The sequence below is a fragment of the Ruegeria sp. HKCCA0235A genome (assembly GCF_013033235.1).
GTDB lineage: Bacteria > Pseudomonadota > Alphaproteobacteria > Rhodobacterales > Rhodobacteraceae > Ruegeria.
The window spans coordinates 71,406-94,139 of the sequence record NZ_WQDQ01000008.1 but is presented as its reverse complement, the minus strand read 5'-3'; the positions used below and the strand labels follow the sequence as shown (position 1 = coordinate 94,139).

Here is a 22,734-nt window from a genome sequence, read left to right as displayed (position 1 = left end):
AGTCACACTCTCCAAAACTTGGCCCTGTTGAGGTGGAATACACCTCCCGGGATCTGGCAAAGCGCAATCGGCGGAACATGGCCAGTTGACAGCGAGCCCGTGTTCATGAGCTTCCGGGCGTAGTCCTCATCATCGTGGTCTTCCATAATCTTATTGAAGATCACTTGTTGTTCGGCGGTCATCACCAGTCCTTCTTCACGCACGCGGGGCACCGATTACGGTCATCCGTTCGGTCAATCTGGCCGTAATATCCGCAGACACCACAGGTCATTCGATCTCGAACACGCGTTTTTCGAACGCCAAAATGCCTCTTCCTTTCAGGGTGGCGCTTGCTCGCGACATCATGCGCGCACCAGCAACACAGTGTCGTGTACCAGCCGTCCAACAGCTGGGTCTCGGCAGCGTTTGAGCATCGCTCACAGGTACGATTTGCTCGTGCAATTGTGGCGGTGATCATCGACTGGATTTGTCGATCATCACACCGGTGGTAGATGCGGAGCTCGCCGAGTTTCTCTTTGATCTGAAAGACAAAGGGGTAGGTGGCACCCTTCAGATTGCAGTATTCCTTAACCTCTGTGAAGAGTGCCGTGACCAAGCCGGACCAGCCTTCGGGTGTGCTTCCGAGGTTCTCCTCGACCGATTGCTTGATGTCGTTGAAATCAATTGCGTTCGTGACGTCGTCCGCCATGTTGGACTCCTCCTGAGGATGGTAGGAGGCGTCGGAATCGAACCGACTCGTGCACTCTAATCTGGAGCAATTACAAGGATATAAGCCTCGCCCGCATACCAATGCTGCCTCCCGCGGATTTCGCGTGGGTTATCGACCTCAGGCCGATATTCGATGGCAGTGGATGCGTGTGTACGTCATGACCAGAAGCTGAACCAGTTAGGGCTACTGTGTCAAGTCGACGTGCGCGGCAGCCCGAGATTCACCGTGTAGTTCTGGGAACCTTCTAGCTTAGCGTGTGCCAAAAAGAATGAAGCATCCTATTTTGCGGGTCAGTACAGCGTCGAGTAGCTCTCAGTCAGCGAAACGATTCGATACCCTGTGACCCGGACTCGAACTCAGAAACTCCGTCGATAGTGCGCTCTGAACCGACGCGCTTATTTTGATCTGCGTCTGATGCGCTCTGTTCTGGAAAAATACAAAAGTCTTGATCTGACCAAACCTCAGCGGCAGCATTGACCTGCATCTTTCGAAAAATGGAGATACCGGTTGCAAAACCTTGCAAGTTTCAATCCATTTAGCGTCTCGAGTAATTTGTGATGATACGTTCCCATAAACCATGCCCAAAGTTGGCCTCGACCACCAAACTTTGCAATGTCCGCTTCGTCCGCCAAGCGGCCGTTCAAAATCAGTGAAAAGATGTCTGCTTTTGTGGGTCAGTGATCTCGACCACAAAGGTCATGGTCTGCAAGCGAAGCCAGGACGTAACAGTCTTCTGCCACACCCCGTCCGTCACATCCCTGTGCGATACGCTTCAATTCATATTCGAGAGCTTTGAGGCGTTTGATCTTTGCGCGTACTTCGGACAACTGACCTTCTGCGATTTCGGTGGCCGCTTCGCACGACCGATCCGGATGGTTCTGTAACTCAATCAAAGAAGAAATTGCTTCGATGGAGAAGCCGAGATCACGCGCGTGCCGTATAAAGCTCAGGCGCTCCAAACCCTCATTTGTGTAGCGCCGCTGGTTGCCTGCCGTCCGTTCCGGTGCGGCCAGTAGACCCATTTCTTCGTAATAGCGGATGGTGGGCACTTTGACCTTCGTCCGCTTCGAAAGCTCGCCAATCGAGAACATGTGAAAAACCTCTTGAACCTCTAGTCACTAGAGACACTACATTGGATCTGACGCGATTCTGAAGAGGTTTTGAGATGGCAGGGTGCTGCGGCAACGAGGTGAAATTCGACGGAATGTCGAACAAATACAAACGTCGGCTTTGGATCGTCATCGCGTTGAATGCGACGATGTTCGTGGTCGAGATGACCGCGGGACACTACGCGAAGTCTCAGGCACTTCAGGCCGACGCGCTCGACTTCCTTGGTGACGCACTGACCTACGGCATTTCCCTCGCTGTGATCGGCGCGTCTATCCGCGCTCGAACGAATGCCGCCTTGGCAAAGGGGATCAGCCTCTTTTTTATGGGTGCGTGGGTGTTTGGGTCTACCGTCTACCGTGTTTTTTACGTGGGCGTTCCAGAGGCCGAAATTATGGGCATCATCGGCGCGTTGGCTCTCGCAACAAACCTTGCGAGCGTATTCTTGCTTGTTAGCTACAAGGATGGAGACGCCAACGTGCGATCAGTCTGGCTATGCTCGCGGAACGACGCCATCGGTAACGTAGCTGTGATGATTGCCGCGTTGGGCGTCTGGGGTACGGCAACAGGTTGGCCTGACCTAATAGTTGCTGCGATCATGGCAAGCCTGTTCTTGTCATCTTCGTACCAGATCATTCGTCAGGCTCTTGAGGAACGGCACGAGGAAGCAGCACACGAGCATAGAACAGCTCGGACAAGCTGACATTCGCTGCGGAGGGCAAACTACACAGGTATGGGCTCCACGCGGTCATTCGCTCAGTCGCGATGCATGTCCGCTTTCCGGACATTCGCCGCGACTGAGCGAACGACGACACCGAGCCTAAACCGGACCTGGTTAAATTGCGTCCCAGAATTGATGAAACCAGTGGAAGACCATCATGGTCAGCTATTGAGAGTAACTTTTCTTTGGTGCAGTCGGCGTCACCACTCTACCAAGGCCTCATGTAAATCGTACTGATAGCTCGGTGTCCATCACGCCACCAAAACCAGCTGACCAATCTTCACCCGGAGACACTGGCCATGCGTCTGTCAAAGTACCGGTTGTAACCAGCTCGCCTGCCTGAAGCTGGTCGGCTTGTGAGAGTAGAGACACAAGATGAGCCAGGACTTCAATTGGGCCTCCAAGCGCGTTTTCACCTTTGCCGGACTCGATGGCCTCGGCGCCCTTGAACAATGCTAGTGGCACTTCGGCTAAGCCGGTCAAGACATCATGCGTAGCCGCGATTTTGTCGCCAAGCACAAGGCAGCCGTGCAATCCTTGTGCTGCGATTGAGTCTTCGACCGAGAATTTCCAGTTGGGATAAATCGATTGAACAATTTCAAATCCCGGGGCCACCCATTCCACGCAACCTGCCAACTGCTCATTGTTCATTTCAGCTGTTGGTGCATGTTTAAGGCCCAGTACGATTTCTGGCTCGATTCTCGGTTCTGAATAACTTGCCAAGTTTACCGGCTGATCAGTCGAAAACAGCCCATCTGAGTGGACCTCTCCCCAAATGGGTTGATCCACACCGTAAACAGGCCAAATCGTGCGGTTCGTGAAGCCGACTTTTCGGCCGACTCTTTCTTTGCCCAGAATCTCGCGGACACGACTAGCAATCGAATATGCGTCATCCAGCGATAGCTGTTCTGCCTCTGAAGACAGTTTAGGTATCTGCTGGGCAGAGGTCAGGGCATCAGCAATTGTCTGAGCGTTAGATTCAATATCTCTTGTCATATTCGCATTATACGCGCCGACGGCTGGATTGCGATGCAAGCGAGGTTTTGAAGGGCCATCGTCGCACACTCAAAGGCTTGCACTGAAAGTGTCGGTATCTTCTGCTTCAAGTGGGCAAGTCCAAGGCGATCAAGCAACAAAAATCTCCACCCGTTTGTGCACCCTAAATAATTGTGCGCCCCAACTGCTACTAACAGTTCGATTGCAATTTAGAGCGAGGTGATCGCGTTGATCACTGCTTCTCGGCTCTGAACAGCGCCGGTTTGTAGATACTCCATAGCTTTGAGAGCAGCTTCATGGGCTTGGACAGATGACCCGCCAACGCAATCTTCTACTACGCGGCAGAAGTAGTCTGATTGGTGGCCGTCGACGAATGTGTAGTGCACACAAACATCTGTCAGCCCGCCGCACAACAAAAGTGTGTCTACCTTTAAACCGCGCAGCAGGATTTCGAAATCGGTGCCAAAAAATGCAGAATACCGTCGCTTCGGTACGATGTAGTCACCTTTGCGATATCCCATCTCATCTTTTGCAATTTCCGTTCTTGGATCACCTTCGAGACAGTGTATGTCTTCGTCACCATCCAGTTCCCTGCCGAAGTCGACCTGATCGGGACGATGGACTTCCTGAACGAAGATGACGGGCACTTTGCTCTCATGCGCGGCGTTAACCAAATCACGCGCAGCGATCATGCGATCTTTGTAGCCCGGCATGTTGTCGATGGAGCGTACTTCGCTGTCATCAATAAACGTGCTCTTTTGAATGTCGATTACGACTAGGGCAGGTCTACCCTCGATCAGTTTCCTGGCTTGTTTGGCTTTAGTTGTCATGTTCGACCTCTAATTTGGCAGGTCGTCCTGAAAAAAACGCCCTTGCTTGGCCGGGTCGTCCCAGCGGGCAGATCAGTTTTACTAGATGTGCAAGTGAGTACGGTCAAGAGCGCTGCGTTGTTATGGAATGAAAAGCATGTGTTCGCGCCTTGGGCAACATTGCCCGCAATGCTGCCGCGAGGGATGTGTGCAGAGAAAGGCTGCACCGCGCGCAGATTGAGCAATGGTGCGAGCAGAACCAACGGCGGCTATACAACTTGACCTATCGTTCAAAGTGTAAATGCATGAGCCGAATTCGAAACGCCCAACCCTCTGATGCAATTCGATGCTTTGAGATCGAGACTGATGCCTATGAAGGCGACGAAGCGGCTACCCTCGAAAAGATAGCAAAGAGAATCGAGGTCTATCCCGATGGTTTCCTTGTTCTTGAGGTCGAAGGCGAGATCGTCGGCTTTGTGAATTGCGGATGTGCGTACAACGTTGAAATGTCTGACGAGGAATTCAAAGAACTTGTAGGGCATGACCCCGGCGCGCCAAATGTCGTTATTATGTCTGTCGTCGTGGATCCGGCGCATCAAGGAAAAGGCCTATCGCGGGCATTGATGACTGAATTCGTCGGCCGCATGAGAAAAATGGGCAAATCCGCGATCTACCTTATGTGCAAAGAGCATCACGTTCCGCTTTATCAGAGATTTGGGTACAACTATCTTCGTCCATCAACCTCTGATCATGGAGGAATGACTTGGCACGAAATGTCTATGCAACTTTGAACCGTTGGTTGAGCCACGGTGAGGGGACATTCGAGGCAGACCGAGCCGCGCTACATTGAAAGGGATCTGCCGCGACCTCTCAATTGAGCTGTGTTCTTCGGTTTTGGGTTGAACTTTACTAGTCAGAATGCACTTTTGATTGAGTTTTGATGCGTTAAAGTTGATGGAATTGCGCTACAACAATCGAAGTTTGAGCGTGTATAGTGAACCGTGCAAACTTATGGGCAAATCGTGCAGACTTATGCGCAAATGCTGCGCAAAATTATGGGCGAAAACCACCAGAATTTCTGATTAAAATCAATGTTAGGAATGCAGCGTTATGGGCGCACCTACACATGGTGTAGCAAGTTCCTTTGCCGAACAGACCTGCGAATGAAGTCGGATGAACAGCTTTATCTCACTGGTCCCTTGAAATTCTGGACTGATCATTCCACATCTATGCCATGAACAAAGAAACCCTTCCAATTGCCAACGTCAAGTCGTCCGCAGGCCCGGGTAGGCCTCGTGCCTTTGACGAAGCCGATGCTTTGGAAAAAGCCTTGTGCGTATTTTGGCACAAGGGCTACGAGGCCGCGTCGGTGGACGATCTGACCAAGGCCATGGGTTTGAGCCGTTCCAGCTTCTATGGAACCTTCGGAAACAAGCAGGCATTGTTTCGCAAAGCCCTCAGCCACTATTCAAGACGTGGTTTGAAAGCTTTGCGCGACCTCGCGGACGCGAGCGGAAATGACCCCGTCGGCGCGATAATGGAAGCCTTGGCGAATCCGCAAGGAGGTCGTGACGGCTGCATGCTGATCAACTGCCTTACCGAGCTTGCCCCGCATGATGATGAAGTGGCCGATCTCGGGCGACACCATTTGGAGAGCATTGACAAAATTATTGCGGAAGCGCTTGAGCCTTCAGATCCGAGTCTGGCGCTCGACAGGGCGCGCGCCTATGCCTCCCTTGCCATTGGCACGCTAGCCTTGCGTAAGGCGGGCGTTCCCGCTGAGCAGATATCGCAAACCCTGAAACAAGCCCGGTTGGTGATTTCGCCATAAGGTCTCCCGCCACCATAACGAAATGAAACCTAACACAAACTCAAACAAGAGACAGTGAGCGCAATATTGGACTAGTTGGTCCAATAATATCTGAACGAAGTTTACCAAAGAAGGAAGCAGCAATGGCTGATGAAAAACTGTTCTCTGGCATCAAAGCTGGTGCAATCGAGCTGAAGAACCGAATTGTAATGGCGCCACTGACCCGTAACCGGGCAAGAGCTGAGGATGACAGTGTCCATGAATTGCAGGCCGAGTACTACGCGCAGAGGGCAGCTGCTGGTCTGATCATCACGGAAGCATCGCAAATCTCGCCCCAAGGCAAAGGCTATGCCTGGACGCCCGGCATTTATTCCAAAGCGCAAATCGACGGCTGGAAAAAAGTGACTGAGGCCGTCCATGCCAAAGACGGGAAGATCGTGATCCAGCTTTGGCATGTGGGTCGGATTTCGCATTACAGCTTGCAGGAGGGTGGTGAAGCCCCTGTTGCGCCATCCGCAATTGGCGCTAAGGCCAAGACGTTTGATGGTGAGCAGTTTGTTGAAACTTCTGAACCGCGGGCTCTGGCCATCGAAGAAATTGCTGACATTGTTGCGGACTACCGGAGGGCTGCGGAAAACGCCAAGGAGGCTGGTTTCGACGGTGTAGAGGTCCATGCAGCCAACGGATACCTTATCGATCAGTTCCTGCGCGACGGGTCGAACAAGCGTGAAGACGAATACGGTGGTCCTGTTGAGAATAGAGCGCGATTCTTGAAAGAGGTGATGGACGCTGTTGTCGGCGTGTGGGGTGCCGACCGCGTCGGTGTCCGCCTCAGCCCGTTCTCGGACGCTAACAACATTTCCGACAGCGACCCACAGGCGACGTTCTCGCATGCGATCAAATTGTTGAATAGCTATGGGTTGGCCTATCTCCATCTCGTAGAAGGGCAGACCGGCGGCCCGCGCGATATTCCTGAAGGTGGTGACCTAAAGGCGCTCTATGAACTGTTTGACGGAGTGAAAATGGGCAACAACGCTTATGACCGAGACATGGCGATTGAAGCAGTTGAGACCGGCGCCGTCGACCTGGTGGCCTTTGGTCGGCCGTTTATTTCCAACCCGGATCTTGTCAACCGGCTGGAGAAAGACGCCGCACTGAATGAGCTCGATCCAACCACTCTCTACGGCGGCAATGAAAAAGGGTATACCGATTATCCGGCACTGGAAGAGGAAGCGGTCGCTGCAGAGTGATACATCGCTCTTAACCCCTTAGCGACGGGCTATACCAAGCAAAGTGAGCGCGCCGGGTTGGACGCGCTCACCCAGCAACTACGGAGATCTCTATTCTTAAGGCGAGGGCCTGTCACAAACCTGCAAATGAACTGCTGCCATATGATCAGGGTTGAATGTATCCAATCAGGATGCATCCTTGATTGAGGGGCGCCCGGTTTTAGTTGAGGAAGAAGTGCGGTGACTACAATCAATTGAGCGCATTTCTCGAGCCGCGCATTGTCGCAAGTAAATCGTGCAAAATAGTTCAGTCTTTTGGCGTAGTCTTTGCGGTTACGGCCCCTTGCGTTGCTGAATCCCGCAAAGGTCCTCCTTAGGAACCTTGGGTTCTATGCAGCCTTTCTTGCTTGGACTTTCGCAAATGTCTCCGATGCGCAGAAAGCGGGCTGTGCAAAGCCGTCCGGATCCGTCAAATCTTGCAATCTTCAATGGCTTTCAACGCTGTAAAGCCTTCGGACCAAGACCAATCATTCGAGTTCAACGTCGCATTGTACCTCTGAATGTGACATCAAGGATTGACCCTAGAACACTTTGCATCGGCTGCGATACGACGTGTTTGATCAGTATCTAGTCAGAGTATCAAGTATCGCTTGCCGCGTTGCGTCATCATTGTGGAAGATCCTGCCGGCGAGAAACTCCGATGGAAACTCAGGCCACGTTTTGCGCATTTCAGTGACCAGTCGTTGTGCTTCTTGCGAATGTCCCAGCTGATCCTGCGCAACGGCCTGGAATAGGAGCGACGGAGCACTTACGGGCGCACCGGCAGCGGGCGCGCCTTGAAATGCTTCGACAACCTTTTCGTAATTCCCGAGCATAAGCTGCGATACACCCCAAATATTACGTGCGCCAAAGCGGCCCGATCCGGACCTTAGTCTTTCGGGATTGCTAACCTCGGCAGCAAGTTCCGGTGCGTTAGCCAGGATGGCTGTGATGCCGACAAGATCCAGGATATGACCATCATTCGGAGCAAGTTCGACGGACATTCTTGCATATTTTTTGGCCTCGACTGGATTATTTTGGGCAGCCAATACCCAACCATTTGCGCCGTTTGCCCAGGCATCTGTCGGAGACAGATCAAGCGCCCTTCCCGACATCTCCGAAGCCTTGCTGATGAGGTCATCTCTTTGCGCTGTGTCCGGGGACAAAATAGCCAAAGTCGCCAGAACTTGTGCCGATCCGGCGTAGCCATCGGAAAGTGCCGGGTCCAACTCTGTGGCATGTTGGAACATTCCCAATGCTATTTGCTGTCGTTTGACATCGAAAACAGGAAAAAACATTCCTCTGGCCTGATCCGCAAGGTTGGCCGCCTGAAGTCTCGTCAAAGACTGCTCACCAAGGGCTGCTCTTTCAGCCTGTCCTAGGGATTGGGTTGGGGGCAAAACCACATTGCTATCTTGAGCCAGCCAAAAGCCAAGTCCAGCAATCAATACAAGACAACCCAGTCCAAGCGGCAGCATTTTTTTCAAACGCGGATGTTCTGCTAGCACATCGCTACTCGGTACCTCTGAGGCGTCGTATGCTGTCGTATTTTTTTGCGAAAACCGTGGCTTGTATCCACCCGGATCAACAAAAATGCGAACCCCTTTGCCGTTCCATTGATCTTCGTAAAACTCATGAAGCAGTCGACGCAGCCGTCTGGCTTCAACGCGAACGAGATTTCGGCCACCGGTGCCATCAATACTTCGACCGTAAACTTCGACTGCGATTGCTTTGCCACGGATTTGGGCGCCGCGACCAGCGAGAGTTTCTTCGACCACGTAAGTAATAAATTGCTGGAGTCGCGGCGAAGCCTGGAACGCGACGCTTGAAACAACGCTCTGAAGTGCCTGTCGGACAAGCTCCGGCGATGGCGGTGCAATATCTTGATCTATCGGCAATTCATTAGCTTGGTTCAAAGCAAACTCACCCCCAACTCACGGTGACTCACTTGGCCTGCATCGTCAACCGCACTCATCTTGATCTGAGAATAGATAGTGGGAACCATGGATAATCCAGTGACTTGGGAACTGAGTGACGAGCTTCCAGAGCTTTCCGATGCGCTCTCAGGGTTTAACGAAACGGATGCGTTGCTCAGCGAGGCAATCGAAGACCTGAAGAAAGTATCGGCACTGTTGGATGACACATCGATACCAGCCCCAGAGCGCGCGGAATGGACCCACATCAAATCTGAGCTGATCAACGAGCTTCGCCGGATGGTGAAGCGAAGCCTTCGCAACACTTCTAACTGAGGACTGGTCCATGACTAAGGAAGACACTGGGAAAGACCTGGACAACAAACAGGGGCAACCAACAGAGCAAATCGAAGACCCGTCGCGGCGGAGTGTTCTAAAGGGCTTGGCCACTGGAGCGGCCGCGACAGGGGCAGCTGGGTTTGCGGCAGGAAGTGCCGAGGCCCACGAAGGAGACGGCCCCCTGGGAGAAACACTCAAGAACCCATATGGCGGTCGACCCGCAGGCGGCATATCATTGCCAGAGTACTTCCGCCCGACGAAGTACATGACCGGTTCAAACGCGAACTATTTTCCACTGAGTGAGGAGTTGGGGCCAGATGAGATGCGCATCTCATTCTGTGGTTCAACACCGTATCCACCGCGCGAAGATCAGGCGGGTACTTGTATCATGGTGGAGTTGGGGAATGGAAAGCGGTTCTTTTTCGATTTTGGATCCGGTTGTGTCCGCAACATCATTGCCATGCAAGTACCTGGGCAACTGATCAACGACATCTTCATCTCTCACCTGCATGTCGACCACTACGCCGATATTCCCTATATTTACCCATTCCGTGCCTGGTCGGGTGGTTACACACCGCTGCGCATTCACGGTCCCTCTGGTCGGACACCCGAGCTTGGCACAGCCGGAATGGTCAAAGGCATGCAACAGATGCTCAAATGGCATCTGGAGGCCTTTGATGTGTTCCCGATTGGGGACGGCTACGAGATCGAGGTCAACGAATTCGATTTCCGTCAGGAAGGCGGCATCGTTTATGACGAAGATGGCGTGACTGTTCGGTCCTGGCCACGAAGCCACGCCAAGGACGGTGCGGTTGGCTATCGGCTCGATTGGAACGGGCTGAGCTTTGTATGGACCGGCGATGGTCGCCCGGATGAGCTTTCACGAAAATACGGCGAAGGTGTTGATGTCTTTGTAACCGAAATGTCAGGACAGGATATTGGTCAGCTGATGACCTACAAATATGGTATCCCACAGGATCTCTTTAACTACACCATCGATACGCATCACACCTCCCACTATGCCGTGGGTAAGCTCTTTGCTGACACAAGGCCGCGTTTGGGAATGGTGACGCACTATACTCAGGACGAAGACATCGACGCTGAAATGCTGGCTGGAATTCGCGCCCACTATGACGGTCTGTTCCAATGGGGTCTCGATGTAGCCGTTGTAAACGTGACCAAGGATGCAATCTGGTACAGGAAAGCTGCACTGCCCGGAAAATCCGGTACCGTTCCGCCATTCCGCGAACTGGCTGCGGCAGCTGAGGCCGGACGTATTGAGCTTCCGGATGAAATCACACTACCGAACCCGAGGCTCACCCGAGCAGATCAGCAAGATCAGAAGTACAGAGATATGGAGATTGATCCACGCGAGTACTACCCAACTGACGTTTTCCGAGCACCCGGCGGGGACTGGCCGCAGGACTTTACCATCAAAGTTTCGGATGTAATCGGCACGCGTGATGAAGACTGAAAGGAGATCGAACGATGATTGAATTTGGTTCGACTTCTGCGATCCCCGTGACGATCCTTACCGGCTTTCTAGGAGCCGGTAAGACAACACTTTTGAACCGCATCCTGACAGGCAATCACGGGTTGCGGGTTGCGGTTCTGGTAAATGACTTTGGATCCATCAATGTCGATGCCGATCTTGTAGTCGGCCTCGAAGATGATGTGATGAGCCTGGCTAATGGTTGCGTTTGTTGCTCGATACGAGATGACCTGATCGAAACGGTGGAAGCCGTACTTGCCCGGCCTGAGAAGCCGGAATACATCGTCCTTGAGGCAAGTGGTGTGTCAGACCCGTCGTCAATCGCGATGACATTTACCGATCAGAAGTTTCGGGACATGATCCGCTTGGACAGCCTAATGTGTCTTGTCGATGCGGAACAGCTATTTGCTGCGCCGGAACAAATGGAACTGAAGCTCCGTCAAATCGCGTTCTCGGACATGGTTATTTTAAACAAGGTCGATCTCGTCGACAGGGCAGCTGTTCAGAAGGTGCACGATTGGCTTGGGTCTCGCTTCCGTCGATATCGCCTGGTCGAAGCTGTCAATGCCGACGTCCCACTGGATATACTTCTTTCCGTTGGTCGCTTTGCCGCCGAACAGCTCGAAACAACAATACCCGATCATCACGAACATGGACCAGATTGTGGTTGTGACCACTCTGATCACTCGGACAGTTTCTCAACAACCATGATGAAAGCTGAACGCCCGATAAGCCTATCTTCTCTCCGGAACGCAATTCGGAAGCTTCCAGGCGATGTCTATCGCCTCAAGGGTTTTGTTTTTAGCGAGGAGGACCCGGATCATCGCATTCTCGTTCAGGTCGTTGGAAAACGTATGGACATCGCAAGGGATGGGGCATGGGGCCACCGAAAACGCGAAACAAGGCTTGTTGCAATAGGTGCACCGGGTGCCCTGTCAGAATACGAGCTTTCCGATGCGTTATTGGCGACCGCATAGCGGCAAGTTCGACCAAACTTGCTTGCGTGTGATTCTTAAGTTCCAACTCGTAACCGCTCGAAAACCCGCAGCGCCAAGGACCAAATAAGGAGAAACATCTGATTGCTGAAACAGATTGGGAAATTGGTTCAAGCGATCACATGACCCGCACCTGCCACTGCGTTTGTATTATCGGGCACGGCTGTATGCGCGCAGGACCTCTCAGGTCCAGAACTTGACGATGCAGCCCCGGAACCCGGATTGCCGAGTACAGCCGGAGGACAAGATGCCGAGTTGTTTTCTGCTTTCTACGGGCCCGAGGCGTTACCTCGGGTTTCAAATCTCCTTTTCTGGGGTTCTAGGGGCAAATTCAGGATGCCTATATTTTTTCAACCGAGGAAAATCTGGAAGCCATGCAGCGGGTGACGTCAGTGTTTTAACAAAGTCAGGCGAGGTCGGAACAATGCACTGCGCGTCAGTGTTGCCCGCCAATGTTCCCGGTGAATTGCGTGCGGAGCTTCTTATCAGGGACTTTGGGAACGATTCCGACGATCCACCCGTGGCAGTCGAAGTTATTGGCCACCTGCATTTCATCGAGGGCACACTTGATCTCCGAGGCGCGATTGTAGCCGTAACTTCGAAAGCAATTATTGGCTGAACCACGATAGGCAAAAGGCATTAATCTGATCCAAGACACCCGCCGAGGCGTATTTATCAAGTACCTCTTAACAAGGAGAAAAGAATGCTTCCACCCAGCATTATAGCTGCGACCCTTGGATTTTTCGCAGCCACTTCGCTTCAAGCTGGTGTTCAAATTCGCTTCGTAGAGGGCGCACCAAAGGATCGTTTTGTTCTGACAAATGTCGGAACGTGCGACGTCGCAGCCTCGACCGTAAAAATTGACTTGTCGCAATCTGCCGGACGCTTGATTTTCGACGTTACCGAAAAAGGCGCGGGCGTGGAGGTTTTTCAACCTCTCGAATTCGTTGAAGGTGCTGATGCACTGCGTCAGTTTCCTTCGGTCGTCGACGGGCAAAATACAATTGAACTTGAGATCACCTCCCTCGCGGCAGGGGAACAACTCGCTTTTACCATCGATGTAGATGACACCCTTGGGCAACGCGAAATCACTGTTTCTGGGTCGGAGATCGAGGGCGCCGTGGTGTCATATACTGCCTCGGATGAGACCAATACTGCGACCTTCTCTTCCGAAGCGTTCGTCAACGTGATGACCAAGGATTGCTGAGAGCTGCCCGGCAATGTCGGACTGGTTGATCCGCATAGCATTTCTTGTGCTCATGCTCGGAGGCGGCATCCTGATCGGGATACTAACCGCACCCGGTGATTGGTATGCGCAACTTTCTAAACCTGCTTTCAATCCACCAAATTGGATTTTTGGCCCGGTTTGGACGGCGCTTTATGTATTGATCGCGATGGCGGGCTGGCGCCAGTTCGAAGCAGACCGGAGCTCGGCCGCCATGAAGTTGTGGTGGGCGCAGATGGGGCTGAACTTTTTGTGGTCACCAACCTTTTTCGTACTGCAAATGCCGTGGGTTGCCTTTGTGGTCATTGTTGCGTTGCTGGCTGTCATCTTCGTGTTCATCGCTCGGGTGAGGAACTCGGATCCAGTCTCCGCGCTGGCCTTCCTGCCGTATTGTGCATGGGTCGCATTTGCCACGGCGCTTAATCTTTCTATTGCGATACTGAACTGAGAAGGAACAACATGCGTGCCAACTTCTTTGGGCTTTTTTCGGGGCTTGTTATGCTCGGATCTACAATGGCACAGGCTGATGAAAACCTTGCTGAGGACTTTTCCAAGTCTCCGGAGACGCGTTGGGACTATGTTGCGGACACAGTCATGGGAGGCGTCTCTTCAGGGAAAGTGCAGTTTCGTACGGAAGGTGATGTCGCATTCGCGCATCTGACCGGAACCGTTAGTACAAAAAACAACGGCGGCTTCATCCAGTTTCGACACAAGTTGCCTGATCGGCCCGATGCGGGCGTATCGGGCGTAAGGCTGTTGGTCCGGGGTAACGGCGAGCAATACTTTGTTCACCTCAGGACACGTGGCACCGTGCTTCCTTGGCAATACTACCAGGCCGAGTTTCCAACTTCAGAAGACTGGACCGAAGTCTCTTTGCCTTTGTCAGCCTTCAAGGCTTCAGGTGCCATGTTGCGCGCTATTCCCGTCGCTGACGAAATCACCTCGGTTGGAGTTGTAGCCTATGGGCGCGATCACGAGGCCCGTATGGATGTCAGCGAGATTGGGTTTTACTGAAGGTCGCCCGGGCGATGGCCGGAAATACGTCTGGGCGTCCCCCTTTCGGTGTAGCCGCGCCCCCCAAAAAAGGGCGACACGCCATCAGATTATTTGTCAAAAAGACCTAAAGCTGCGACCCAATTGGCAAAATACTCAGGAAACCGGAAACTATGTGATCCCAGGCTGATCCTGTCGGCTCGGATTCATACTCAAGGACGTTGCCATCATCATCTCTTGTCGTCCATCTAAGCTGGCCAGCTTGCTCGAGTGTGACGTGATATGTGTATGCGGGCAGCGCGTCGTCTAGGGCACCCATCGTCTGTGCAGTCAATGCTGGCGAGTCAATCAGAATTCCCATCTCGGTGTTGATGTTGACAGACCGGGGGTCCCAGTTGAACGACCCTACGAACAAGTATCGGTCATCAACCGCAAATGCCTTGGAGTGTAGGCCTGATCGCGATTGAGCCCAGTTAATCCCGCGGCGTTGAACTTGATAAGCGTCGGGTCGCAGTTCGTAAAGTTCTACTCCACCGCGTAAAAGTGCTCGGCGTTTTTTAGCGTAGTGTGCGTAAACGGGTGCGACGTCGTTAGATGCAAGTGAATTGGTTACGACCTTTACGTCGACCCCGCGCCTCTCGAGTTCGGTCAACCATTTCACACCGTTGTTGCGCGGCACAAAATAGGCGGACACGATATTCACCTCACTGCGGGCATTTTCAAAATACGGAAGCAATTGAGATGCCAAAACGGGGTCTGAACTATCCAGACCCGCAGCTTTTGAAGGCGGATCGGCATATAGTTTCGCAGGCAGCCAATCCAGTGACAGGGCTCCATCTGCGAAGTTCTCTTGTGCTGACTTTCTGAGGGCGGCGCCGTACTGCGTTTGCTTCGCTTCTTCGACCAGTTCCTTCAACCTGCCTCGCGCATCGCTAAGGTCAAATTCTTCGGGTTCCCCAACGACCGCACGCGCCGGAACTGCGAACTCGCTGTTCCAGTAAGAGTCAAAGCTACGCGACACCTCGCGCACAACGGGGCCTGCGGCCAGCACATCCAGATCAGCGTAGTTCATTTCTTGCCGTGCCAGAAAGTACTCGGCACCGATGTTTCTTCCACCCACAATCGTGAACACATTGTCTGCCGTCATGGACTTGTTGTGCATTCTTCGATTGATGCGTTTGAAATCTGTGATACCCGCAATCAAAAGGCTCTGATCTCGCCAAAATGGATTGAATAGCCTGATCTCAATATTTTTGTGATTGTCCAACGCGGCCGTCATCGCGTCATAGCTGGACGTGTCCATGTCATCCAGCAACAATCGGACACGAACACCCCGATCTGCTGCCTGCAAAAGACTGGCTGCAAAAAGGTGACCTGTTGGGTCGTTGTGCAGAAGGTAGTATTGCGCGTCTATCGTTCGCTCGGCAGCAGCCGCCAACAGCAGCCGTGAAACAAGCGCTTCTTCTCCATCACTGATCAGCTTGATGCCTGACCGACCGTCTTTGGGGTCCCCTAGGCGATTGGCCGCCTGGCCCAGAGCCGTGCCCGAATTCGCCGGCAGCGCAGCCGATGCTGTCTTTTCATATGTACGGGATTTTGGAGCGCAAGCGACAAGAAACAGCGCGCAACAAACCCCAATCATGAACTTCCATTGCGCCATAGGTTTCCTCCAACCGTATGCCCTAAGTGACTACGCCGGACCATGCGATTGCAAGTTTGTTCTATGAAACCCGAGGTTGTTTCGTTTGTCAGTGTTGATTTCGCATACCAGCAATGGCGGAATTGTCAGTCTGATGCTGGGCGACGGTTTCGGAGTTCCGCAGCCACCGCCGAACTTTGCGCAAAGCTCAGTGTAGGAAGGACATCAAATGCATAACATGATTGAGATGTAAGTTCACGAGCCGCGCTCAGAAGGGAAAAGTGACCTGAAAATCAGCATCGGAATAGCGACTGGCGAAGTCGTCGCAGGCTATGCCGGTACGGATAATTGGGCGACGTATACTTGTATCGGATCGACCGTAAACCTTGCTGCTTACCTTGGGACAGAGACGCAGAAAACCGGAAGCCTTTAATTGATTGATCAAGAAATCTTCGATCTGTCGGTGGGGGCAAATGTGTTGGACACATTTGGTGGAACCATGATCAAGGGTTTCTCCGATCTATTCGGCATCCATGCGCTATGACCAATCGAGCGACCTCAAAAAATGGCTGAAATACTTGAAGTATTCGACGCAGTTTATGAGGGCTTAGAGCGTAAAGCAGAACAGTCAGTAAGCTCAGACTATCGGTCAGGGGCGTACCAAATTGGCGAAGTGTATGCGCGTTCCTGCGCTGTCAATGGGACATTGTCTGGCATTTGTATTCCAAACTTAACGGCATCATACGCCGTCCAGCGGGGTGTCGGAATTTCGATCACTCGGGCGTAGTAAAACGCGCTTTCTGACGGATCAAAGTCGGGATCTTGCCACACGGTTCCCAACTCAGAAGCACCTATCGTGTTGGTCCACGAGGGGATTGAAAGGTTAACTGTGGTGCCTACGGATGGCAGCTTACCAGCGGCATCTGGTTCGCGGGAACCGGACCAGGCCACATCGTAGACTTTTTCCCGTTGCTCTCCATCTGCATCTAACCAACCCTTTATGATCTGGATTCGATCCAAGTTTGCTCCCATCGGATCACGAAGCGCGTATACCAGAAAAGTAGGAGAGCCTTCCCCGGGGCCAAGATCGCCACCCATCGGCACACCTTTGGTGTATCCCACAAGCGCCAAGTCCCGCCGCAAGGCATCCTCTTCGGTAAAAGTATATCCACCGAACATACGGACGCGCATTCGGGGACCTGTTGTTGCGTAAGTTTCACGCCGATGCATCGCATCCCAGATGGCTGTGCGGGAATTCTCCTCAGCCCATACTGCTGTCAGACCGCCGGTAATATATTGCGACGACCGCAGCGCAACAGTCCCGTCAGCATACGTTTTGCTGACATGTTGGCTCCGTTCTTCGCTGGGCTCGTAGCCGGTAAATTTTCCGAAGAAATTGTCGTTGTCAGGGGCGGTCAAACCTGTGTGCGTGTCACTGGCCCCACCCAAACCAAACTTGAAAGGGTTCACCCCAAAAATTTTTTGAAGTGACAGGCCGCGAAGCAACCCGGATCGTGCATATTCGCCGGGCAACATATCCGCCTCTTTTCGAACCGAAGCATCAAGGTTACCGAAGTCCCACGTTTCGAAGTCAGCAAATTCATCATCAGGTGAAAGGAACGGGTGGGCCTCACCGTCCCCCTTTATCTGGGTTGGTTCATATAGCCTTTCCCATTTGTTTCGCGCTTCTGCGTATGCGGGATCTAACGGTACCCCGTCTGCAAAATCGTCAACGAGCGGGAACATCCAGCCGTTCGATAAGTTTCCATTGTGCGGAATAGCAAGCACACGCCCGCCGGTTGTTTGCTCATAGTTTTCCAACCACTTCCAAAGATCACGAGGGTTTGGTGAGCCGACCGGGGGCGTCGTTGTATAAGGCAGTATCTGCCTTGTGAGCTCAGGGCCGTCGCGAAATATCACGTTTCGGTGCAAATTGTTCCCTGCAACGAGAGATGTCCATTCATAGGCTATGAAGGTGCTGAACACGCCGGGGTCATTGTACTCCTCCGCGGCATCAATAATGTCGTCCCAAACACGGGCGTAAGCGGGATTGCCGGGTTGATAGTTCAGCGCAGGGGAAACCTGTCCTTGAGCAAATGCCGCGGTAAGCTCAAGCGCAGCTGCCAAGGCGGCTTCCCCACCTTTGTTGAATTCCTCGTGGAAATATCTGCCTTGCTCATCCGCCAGGATGTTGGGTGCACCCCCAATTATGTCGGTGATTGCTCCCATCGCATCCGAATGGTCTGTAATCATGAAGAAATCGAGAGGTATCGAAAGTTTTACTGGTTGACCCGTATTAGAGATTACCTCTTCGCCACGCGCAAACCGATAAGCATCTCGCGGCATCAGGCGTGTCCCGCCGCCGCCAGCGTCCCCGGAAAGACCGGTATGAACGTGGGTGTCTCCAAAATAGACTTGAGTTGGATACGCACGCTCAGCGTAAGGTGAATAAGGGCGACCAGAAGGTCCAGAAAGCCCAGACGGGTTTATTGCATTCTGAGCAAGGATTGGGTTCCCCAAAATGAGAGCGAGGGGTAAAACATAGCGAAACAACTTTTCCTCCATAATTGGAGGCATCATAACACAACTCCGGTACGGAGTATTTCCGGCCGAGAATAAATGTCTTCTGCACTTGAGGAGTAGACCCTCGGTGAACTTCACCAAATGGCTGCAACGAGCCGGGCGCAGCAAATTATCCCGTGGTCCTAGCGGTTTAATGAACTTTCGAAGAGCCGTCCAAGTGGTTCAAAGGCTGTTGAGCCGATGCTTCTCGAGTATCCCACAAAGCATAGTCTTGGCTTGGAGCCTGTGTTCTCGATGGCGTTCACGCGCCACATCCGGCCGACCTTCACTTATCGCTTGGAAAACAACACGATGATCCTCATTGGATTTGACTGGTAGCGGCCTGATAAACAGTGTCGTTGCGCGTGCGCGACGAACCTGGTCGCTCATCATGGCCACAATCGCTTCGACCCGTTTGTTGCCACCTAAACGCACGAGTTCCTGATGAAACAGCTCATCGGCCTCTGCCCAGGCTTCAAGGTCTTCGGCGTCGATGGCTTGGTCCATCTTTGCAATCGATCCAGCAAGTACCGACAGTTCATCATCTGAATAACCTGCTTCGGCTGCGCGCTGTGCTGCGAGGCTCTCGAGTTCCGTCAATATGTCGTAAATTTCACGCATATCATCTGATGAAACAGGCAGTATCCGCACACCCTTGCGGGGCCGCATTTCCAGCAACCCCTTACTTTCCAACATCAGCGCAGCTTCTCGTATCGGGGTGCGGGACATGCCAAGGGTTTCGGCGAGTTCCGACTCCAGATGGTCAGTCCCGGCTGCAAGTTCGCCGGATAGGATCATCCGCCGCAAATCCCTTACAGCGCGTTGTGTATTGGAAAGAGTTTTTGCGTCCTGATCCTTCACGGCGTCTCCAGGTTGATCTTTCGTCCCTCCGCAGCCGAGAGATAGATTTTCTCTTCTATGCGGATCACATCCAAATATTCTCGGGCCGTGTTTTCCAACAGCGTGCCCCGTAGAAGGCCCGAAATGACGTGACTTTGCAAGGCGTGGACACAGTCTCCTCCAAATCCTTCGTGATCGCTCGGAGGTAGAATCTGCTGTCGCTCCTGTTTTCCAAAAGCGCGCAGTTCAACTGAACCGTCGCCGTTAAGAACCAGCGATCCTTTCGTTCCTTCAATAAGCGCTTCGCCCATGGTTTGGCGCAGGTTTTCGGCACTGTGATCAAGGCACCTGTTCCCGTCGAACAGAGCTTTCAAGCCGTTGGGGTGATCAAACAAGATGTAACCTGCATCCTCGCCTGCGATAACGGGGTTCACTCGACGCAGGTCGGCATAAACCGCGCTGGGCGCATTAAACAGAAACCGGAACGTGTCTACCCAGTGAACCGCTGTTTCATGAACGAGGAAACGCGGCATGTCCTGAAAGTAGGGCTGCCGGTCAAGATAGGCGCGTGGTCCCTGTCCGTCGCCGGGCCGAAGCCGGAAAGTCGCTTGTAGAGGCGTTCCAATTCGACCTTCAGCCATCGCTTCCTTGATTGCGCGGTACCAAGGCTGGAAGCGAAAGTTCTCGTGTACGACAATCGTTGCGCCAACCTCATCTGCTTCGGAAACAACCTCCTCCGCTTCACCCAGAGACAAGCAAAATGGCTTTTGGCAGATCAGCCACTTGATACCAAACCGCAGTGCCGTGCGGATGGCCTCGGCCTGCGCCACAGGAGGAAGGATGATGTCCACGAGATCTGGTTCTTCTGCCTCCAACATTTTCGACAGATCATCATAAGCCGCCAGCCCTGTTTCCCTCGCTTTTTTGATATCACGGTTGCAGGATGCAACTGGAGCAGCGCCAGGCATTCTTGACCAGCTTTCGTAGTGGAACTTGCTGAAGTATCCCGCACCTACACACGCGACCCGAATGGCTTCTTTAGTACTCATGCCGGCAATGCTTCCAATACCGCTGAGGCCGCTTCCTGAGTTCCAGCTTTGCCGCCCAAGTCTCGCGTCAGGTTTTGACCGTTCGCCACCACCTTTTCTACGGCCTCGCGCAATCGAGCGCCGTCGCTGGACAGTTCCGGGTGATCATGGGTCAAACCCAACCATTCAAGCATCATTGCCGCGGACAGGAACATTGCAAAAGGGTTGGCAACACCCTGTCCCGCAATGTCCGGAGCGGAGCCGTGGCAGGGTTGGAACACGGCGTGGTTCAATCCGATATCTGCTGAAGGAGCCAGTCCAAGACCGCCCATAAGACCTGCACCAAGGTCAGAGAGGATATCTCCGAACATATTCTCAGTTACCAAAACATCGAATTCCCAAGGCTTCTGGACCATCCAGAGGGCGGTCGCATCAACATAAGCATGGTCTGCTTGTAAATCGGGATGGCGTGCGGCCTCGGCGTCAAAGATTGATCTGAAGAATGCAAAGGCGCGGAATACATTGGCTTTGTCGACACAGGTTACTCGTCCCGGGCCGCGACCGGACGCCTTGCGGTTGTTGGCGAGATCAAACGCAAAGCAGAATAGCTTTTCGGATACCTCTCGGGTGATCAGCAGGGTTTCACGCGCCTCATCTTCCGTGACTTCGCCCGTTCCTTGGGTGAAGAACAACCCTTCGGTGCTTTCACGGATCAAGACAAAGTCGATCTCTTTTCCGGGAGGCAGCGCCAAGGGGGTCATTTGTCCGCTGCTTACCTTTACCGGACGCACGCCAGCAAAAAGGCCAAGCTGCTTTCGCAGGTCTATCTGTGGAGAAATCTCGGTTCCGTCAGGATATCGAACATCCGGTAAACCCATTGCTGACAGCAGAATCGCGTCGGCCATGCGTGCAGTTTCGAGTGATCCTGATGGGAAAGATTCTCCAGTTTTGGCGTAGTGGCCTGCGCCTGCTGGTGCGTCTGTAAACGCCAACTCGTAGGTCGGATTACCGCGCGAGAGATGGCGCAAAATTTCAAGCGTAGGCGCCATAATTTCCGGGCCGATCCCGTCCCCGTGGAAAACCGCGATATCGTAAGTCTTTTTCATTTTGGCCCGCTTCCTTCCCGTTTTGCATTCATAGCGCGATAGCAGCTTCCACTACAGTCCGTTGACAACGCATTCTTTAATGTATACGCAAATAAATGCAACAATAAACGCGAAGTTGTTTTGGGAGGACTTGGAAATGAAACTAAAGCTAGGGCGGTTAGCGGCAGCAGCCGTGATGGCGACCGGGATCGCAGGGGCAACTGCCGCGCAGGATTATCCCTATCGTGATATCACCACAGCTGTGGTCTGGGGGGCCGGTGGCGGCACGGACACGATTAACCGAATGATCATGGCCGAAATGGAAAAACACCTTCCGGTCTCGATCAATGTGATCAATCAAACAGGTGGGGTCGCAGGCTCCAACGGCATGGTCTATGTCATGAACCAACCAGACGATGGTTATACATTGGTCGGGCTGTCAGAATCGAATGTCACGGCCGCTGTGCAGGGGGGGTGGGACAAGAAATTTGATTTTTGGTATCCGTTTATTGTCGGCGGATCGCCTGATCTGATCTCGGTTCCAGCGGACAGCCCTTACAATACGCTGGAAGAACTGGTCGACGCTGCCAAAGCTGCTCCGGGTACTATTCCAGCAGCGGCTTCCGGTGCAGGTTCGATCCACCACTTGAACCTTCTGGCCATCGAAAAAGGGTCCGGTGCGGAATTCAAATTTGTTCCATACAAAGGCTCAGCACCCGGGCAGGAAGCGGCGATAGCGGGTGAAGTTGCGTTGGTTGTGACTTCACTGGCTGAACAGGCTCCGTTGATTGAGGGCGGTCAACTTAAACCGCTCGCAATGTTGACGCCCGAAGATGCGCAGATTGCAGGCACAACAGTGCCATCTGCCTTTGGCATCTATGACGGGCTCGACCAGTATCTGCCGCTCAAACAGGCCATCGGGTTTGCAGTTCACAGTTCAGCCGGAGATGACGTAAAGGCTGCGCTTGGCGCTGCGTTCGAGCAGGCGATTGCGTCCGACACCGTCGCTGAATGGGCTGCGGCAAACAAATACGATGTCGGCGGTCAGCACGGCGAAGAAGCTCAAGAATTGTTTGCGAACCTTGAGGCTACCTTTGCCTATACCTTGCAGGACCTTGGTGCTGCCACTGTCGATCCGGCCTCGCTGGGTATCGAGAAGCCCTAATCCGATCAATTTTGAAAGGGCGCGTTCGATCGCGCCTT

At 53.0% G+C, this 22,734-nt stretch carries 22 protein-coding genes, 1 tRNA gene and 1 pseudogene; 12 read left to right on the top strand and 12 right to left on the bottom strand.

Features of this window, described 5'->3' with window-relative positions:
- Window positions 1–2: 2 nt before the first annotated feature.
- From GOW56_RS14690 to GOW56_RS14675, 4 genes are all read right to left on the bottom strand, one after another.
- On the bottom strand, window positions 3–182 hold the full coding sequence (locus tag GOW56_RS14690; protein WP_171617355.1) for a hypothetical protein: 180 nt from the start codon (window positions 180–182) through the stop codon (window positions 3–5).
- On the bottom strand, window positions 182–688 hold the full coding sequence (locus tag GOW56_RS14685) for a hypothetical protein (RefSeq protein ID WP_171206357.1): 507 nt from the start codon (window positions 686–688) through the stop codon (window positions 182–184). Before GOW56_RS14685 ends, GOW56_RS14690 begins: the two co-directional genes overlap by 1 nt.
- Before the next feature lie 19 nt (window positions 689–707).
- Window positions 708–801 (bottom strand) — tRNA-OTHER (locus GOW56_RS14680).
- 582 nt (window positions 802–1,383) lie between these two features.
- On the bottom strand, window positions 1,384–1,800 hold the full coding sequence (locus GOW56_RS14675) for a helix-turn-helix domain-containing protein (protein ID WP_170520077.1): 417 nt from the start codon (window positions 1,798–1,800) through the stop codon (window positions 1,384–1,386).
- A 74-nt stretch (window positions 1,801–1,874) separates the two neighbouring features.
- Between GOW56_RS14675 and GOW56_RS14670 the strand changes: the two genes are divergently transcribed.
- Window positions 1,875–2,519, top strand: coding sequence for a cation transporter (locus tag GOW56_RS14670; protein WP_170682774.1), 645 nt, complete (start codon window positions 1,875–1,877; stop codon window positions 2,517–2,519).
- Window positions 2,520–2,756: 237 nt separating this feature from the next.
- On the opposite strand, the gene GOW56_RS14665 is transcribed toward GOW56_RS14670, so the two are convergent.
- Window positions 2,757–3,533 carry a 2-keto-4-pentenoate hydratase gene (locus tag GOW56_RS14665; protein WP_171206356.1) on the bottom strand — a complete coding sequence of 259 codons (777 nt, stop codon included), beginning with the start codon at window positions 3,531–3,533 and terminating at the stop codon, window positions 2,757–2,759.
- Window positions 3,534–3,742: 209 nt separating this feature from the next.
- A complete protein-coding gene (locus GOW56_RS14660; protein ID WP_171206355.1) occupies window positions 3,743–4,363 on the bottom strand; it encodes a cysteine hydrolase in 621 nt (206 codons plus the stop codon).
- A 284-nt stretch (window positions 4,364–4,647) separates the two neighbouring features.
- On the opposite strand from GOW56_RS14660, the gene GOW56_RS14655 reads away from it, so the two are divergent.
- The 3 genes from GOW56_RS14655 to GOW56_RS14645 all read left to right on the top strand — a co-directional run bounded on the left by GOW56_RS14655 (window position 4,648) and on the right by GOW56_RS14645 (window position 7,402).
- Window positions 4,648–5,133 (top strand): GNAT family N-acetyltransferase, encoded by a 486-nt coding sequence (locus GOW56_RS14655; protein WP_171206354.1) that lies wholly within the window; start codon window positions 4,648–4,650, stop codon window positions 5,131–5,133.
- A 443-nt stretch (window positions 5,134–5,576) separates the two neighbouring features.
- Entirely contained in the window at window positions 5,577–6,173 is a 597-nt protein-coding gene (locus GOW56_RS14650) for a TetR/AcrR family transcriptional regulator (RefSeq protein WP_171206353.1), read from the top strand.
- 122 nt (window positions 6,174–6,295) lie between these two features.
- On the top strand, window positions 6,296–7,402 hold the full coding sequence (locus GOW56_RS14645) for an alkene reductase (protein WP_171120714.1): 1,107 nt from the start codon (window positions 6,296–6,298) through the stop codon (window positions 7,400–7,402).
- Window positions 7,403–8,001: 599 nt separating this feature from the next.
- Here GOW56_RS14645 and GOW56_RS14640 read toward each other — a convergent pair.
- Window positions 8,002–9,336, bottom strand: a complete 1,335-nt coding sequence (locus GOW56_RS14640; protein WP_171206352.1) for a hypothetical protein — start codon at window positions 9,334–9,336, stop codon at window positions 8,002–8,004.
- A gap of 87 nt (window positions 9,337–9,423) precedes the next feature.
- Here GOW56_RS14640 and GOW56_RS14635 point away from each other — a divergent pair, with 87 nt between their 5' ends.
- The 6 genes from GOW56_RS14635 (at window position 9,424) to GOW56_RS14610 (ending at window position 14,398) form a co-directional block, all read left to right on the top strand.
- Window positions 9,424–9,669, top strand: coding sequence for a hypothetical protein (locus GOW56_RS14635; RefSeq protein ID WP_152456619.1), 246 nt, complete (start codon window positions 9,424–9,426; stop codon window positions 9,667–9,669).
- A 10-nt stretch (window positions 9,670–9,679) separates the two neighbouring features.
- On the top strand, window positions 9,680–11,146 hold the full coding sequence (gene gntH, locus GOW56_RS14630; protein ID WP_216600366.1) for a guanitoxin biosynthesis MBL fold metallo-hydrolase GntH: 1,467 nt from the start codon (window positions 9,680–9,682) through the stop codon (window positions 11,144–11,146).
- 14 nt (window positions 11,147–11,160) lie between these two features.
- A complete protein-coding gene (locus GOW56_RS14625; protein ID WP_171206351.1) occupies window positions 11,161–12,141 on the top strand; it encodes a GTP-binding protein in 981 nt (326 codons plus the stop codon).
- Between the two features lie 721 nt (window positions 12,142–12,862).
- On the top strand, window positions 12,863–13,366 hold the full coding sequence (locus tag GOW56_RS14620; RefSeq protein ID WP_171206350.1) for an aggregation factor core: 504 nt from the start codon (window positions 12,863–12,865) through the stop codon (window positions 13,364–13,366).
- 13 nt (window positions 13,367–13,379) lie between these two features.
- Window positions 13,380–13,832 carry a TspO/MBR family protein gene (locus tag GOW56_RS14615; protein ID WP_152456623.1) on the top strand — a complete coding sequence of 151 codons (453 nt, stop codon included), beginning with the start codon at window positions 13,380–13,382 and terminating at the stop codon, window positions 13,830–13,832.
- A 50-nt stretch (window positions 13,833–13,882) separates the two neighbouring features.
- Window positions 13,883–14,398, top strand: coding sequence for a CIA30 family protein (locus GOW56_RS14610; protein WP_254447234.1), 516 nt, complete (start codon window positions 13,883–13,885; stop codon window positions 14,396–14,398).
- Between the two features lie 106 nt (window positions 14,399–14,504).
- Here the strand turns inward: GOW56_RS14610 and GOW56_RS14605 are convergent, their stop codons facing one another.
- A complete protein-coding gene (locus tag GOW56_RS14605; protein ID WP_254447236.1) occupies window positions 14,505–16,019 on the bottom strand; it encodes a phospholipase D family protein in 1,515 nt (504 codons plus the stop codon).
- Window positions 16,020–16,296: 277 nt separating this feature from the next.
- Between GOW56_RS14605 and GOW56_RS22120 the strand changes: the two are divergent.
- Window positions 16,297–16,449, top strand: a pseudogene (locus GOW56_RS22120) (adenylate/guanylate cyclase domain-containing protein); the annotation flags it as partial.
- A 209-nt stretch (window positions 16,450–16,658) separates the two neighbouring features.
- Here the strand turns inward: GOW56_RS22120 and GOW56_RS14595 are convergent.
- The 4 genes from GOW56_RS14595 to GOW56_RS14580 all read right to left on the bottom strand — a co-directional run bounded on the left by GOW56_RS14595 (window position 16,659) and on the right by GOW56_RS14580 (window position 21,552).
- On the bottom strand, window positions 16,659–18,596 hold the full coding sequence (locus GOW56_RS14595) for a DUF3604 domain-containing protein (protein ID WP_171206347.1): 1,938 nt from the start codon (window positions 18,594–18,596) through the stop codon (window positions 16,659–16,661).
- A 165-nt stretch (window positions 18,597–18,761) separates the two neighbouring features.
- On the bottom strand, window positions 18,762–19,439 hold the full coding sequence (locus GOW56_RS22115) for a GntR family transcriptional regulator (protein ID WP_171120699.1): 678 nt from the start codon (window positions 19,437–19,439) through the stop codon (window positions 18,762–18,764).
- Window positions 19,436–20,467, bottom strand: coding sequence for a Gfo/Idh/MocA family protein (locus GOW56_RS14585; protein ID WP_171206346.1), 1,032 nt, complete (start codon window positions 20,465–20,467; stop codon window positions 19,436–19,438). Before GOW56_RS14585 ends, GOW56_RS22115 begins: the two co-directional genes overlap by 4 nt.
- Window positions 20,464–21,552 carry an isocitrate/isopropylmalate dehydrogenase family protein gene (locus GOW56_RS14580; protein ID WP_171120695.1) on the bottom strand — a complete coding sequence of 363 codons (1,089 nt, stop codon included), beginning with the start codon at window positions 21,550–21,552 and terminating at the stop codon, window positions 20,464–20,466. Before GOW56_RS14580 ends, GOW56_RS14585 begins: the two co-directional genes overlap by 4 nt.
- A gap of 136 nt (window positions 21,553–21,688) precedes the next feature.
- Here GOW56_RS14580 and GOW56_RS14575 point away from each other — a divergent pair, with 136 nt between their 5' ends.
- Window positions 21,689–22,696, top strand: a complete 1,008-nt coding sequence (locus GOW56_RS14575) for a tripartite tricarboxylate transporter substrate binding protein (RefSeq protein WP_171206345.1) — start codon at window positions 21,689–21,691, stop codon at window positions 22,694–22,696.
- Window positions 22,697–22,734 lie beyond the last annotated feature (38 nt).

Excerpts from the sequence above, each read along its gene's own strand:
- GOW56_RS14690 (WP_171617355.1), bottom strand. The coding sequence starts at position 182 with ATGACCGCCGAACAACAAGTGATCTTCAATAAGATTATGGAAGACCAC.
- GOW56_RS14685 (WP_171206357.1), bottom strand. The coding sequence starts at position 688 with ATGGCGGACGACGTCACGAACGCAATTGATTTCAACGACATCAAGCAA.
- GOW56_RS14675 (WP_170520077.1), bottom strand. The coding sequence starts at position 1,800 with ATGTTCTCGATTGGCGAGCTTTCGAAGCGGACGAAGGTCAAAGTGCCC.
- GOW56_RS14670 (WP_170682774.1), top strand. The coding sequence starts at position 1,875 with ATGGCAGGGTGCTGCGGCAACGAGGTGAAATTCGACGGAATGTCGAAC.
- GOW56_RS14665 (WP_171206356.1), bottom strand. The coding sequence starts at position 3,533 with ATGACAAGAGATATTGAATCTAACGCTCAGACAATTGCTGATGCCCTG.
- GOW56_RS14660 (WP_171206355.1), bottom strand. The coding sequence starts at position 4,363 with ATGACAACTAAAGCCAAACAAGCCAGGAAACTGATCGAGGGTAGACCT.
- GOW56_RS14655 (WP_171206354.1), top strand. The coding sequence starts at position 4,648 with ATGAGCCGAATTCGAAACGCCCAACCCTCTGATGCAATTCGATGCTTT.
- GOW56_RS14650 (WP_171206353.1), top strand. The coding sequence starts at position 5,577 with ATGAACAAAGAAACCCTTCCAATTGCCAACGTCAAGTCGTCCGCAGGC.
- GOW56_RS14645 (WP_171120714.1), top strand. The coding sequence starts at position 6,296 with ATGGCTGATGAAAAACTGTTCTCTGGCATCAAAGCTGGTGCAATCGAG.
- GOW56_RS14635 (WP_152456619.1), top strand. The coding sequence starts at position 9,424 with ATGGATAATCCAGTGACTTGGGAACTGAGTGACGAGCTTCCAGAGCTT.
- gntH (WP_216600366.1), top strand. The coding sequence starts at position 9,680 with ATGACTAAGGAAGACACTGGGAAAGACCTGGACAACAAACAGGGGCAA.
- GOW56_RS14625 (WP_171206351.1), top strand. The coding sequence starts at position 11,161 with ATGATTGAATTTGGTTCGACTTCTGCGATCCCCGTGACGATCCTTACC.
- GOW56_RS14620 (WP_171206350.1), top strand. The coding sequence starts at position 12,863 with ATGCTTCCACCCAGCATTATAGCTGCGACCCTTGGATTTTTCGCAGCC.
- GOW56_RS14615 (WP_152456623.1), top strand. The coding sequence starts at position 13,380 with ATGTCGGACTGGTTGATCCGCATAGCATTTCTTGTGCTCATGCTCGGA.
- GOW56_RS14610 (WP_254447234.1), top strand. The coding sequence starts at position 13,883 with ATGCTCGGATCTACAATGGCACAGGCTGATGAAAACCTTGCTGAGGAC.
- GOW56_RS14605 (WP_254447236.1), bottom strand. The coding sequence starts at position 16,019 with ATGATTGGGGTTTGTTGCGCGCTGTTTCTTGTCGCTTGCGCTCCAAAA.
- GOW56_RS14595 (WP_171206347.1), bottom strand. The coding sequence starts at position 18,596 with ATGATGCCTCCAATTATGGAGGAAAAGTTGTTTCGCTATGTTTTACCC.
- GOW56_RS14585 (WP_171206346.1), bottom strand. The coding sequence starts at position 20,467 with ATGAGTACTAAAGAAGCCATTCGGGTCGCGTGTGTAGGTGCGGGATAC.
- GOW56_RS14580 (WP_171120695.1), bottom strand. The coding sequence starts at position 21,552 with ATGAAAAAGACTTACGATATCGCGGTTTTCCACGGGGACGGGATCGGC.
- GOW56_RS14575 (WP_171206345.1), top strand. The coding sequence starts at position 21,689 with ATGAAACTAAAGCTAGGGCGGTTAGCGGCAGCAGCCGTGATGGCGACC.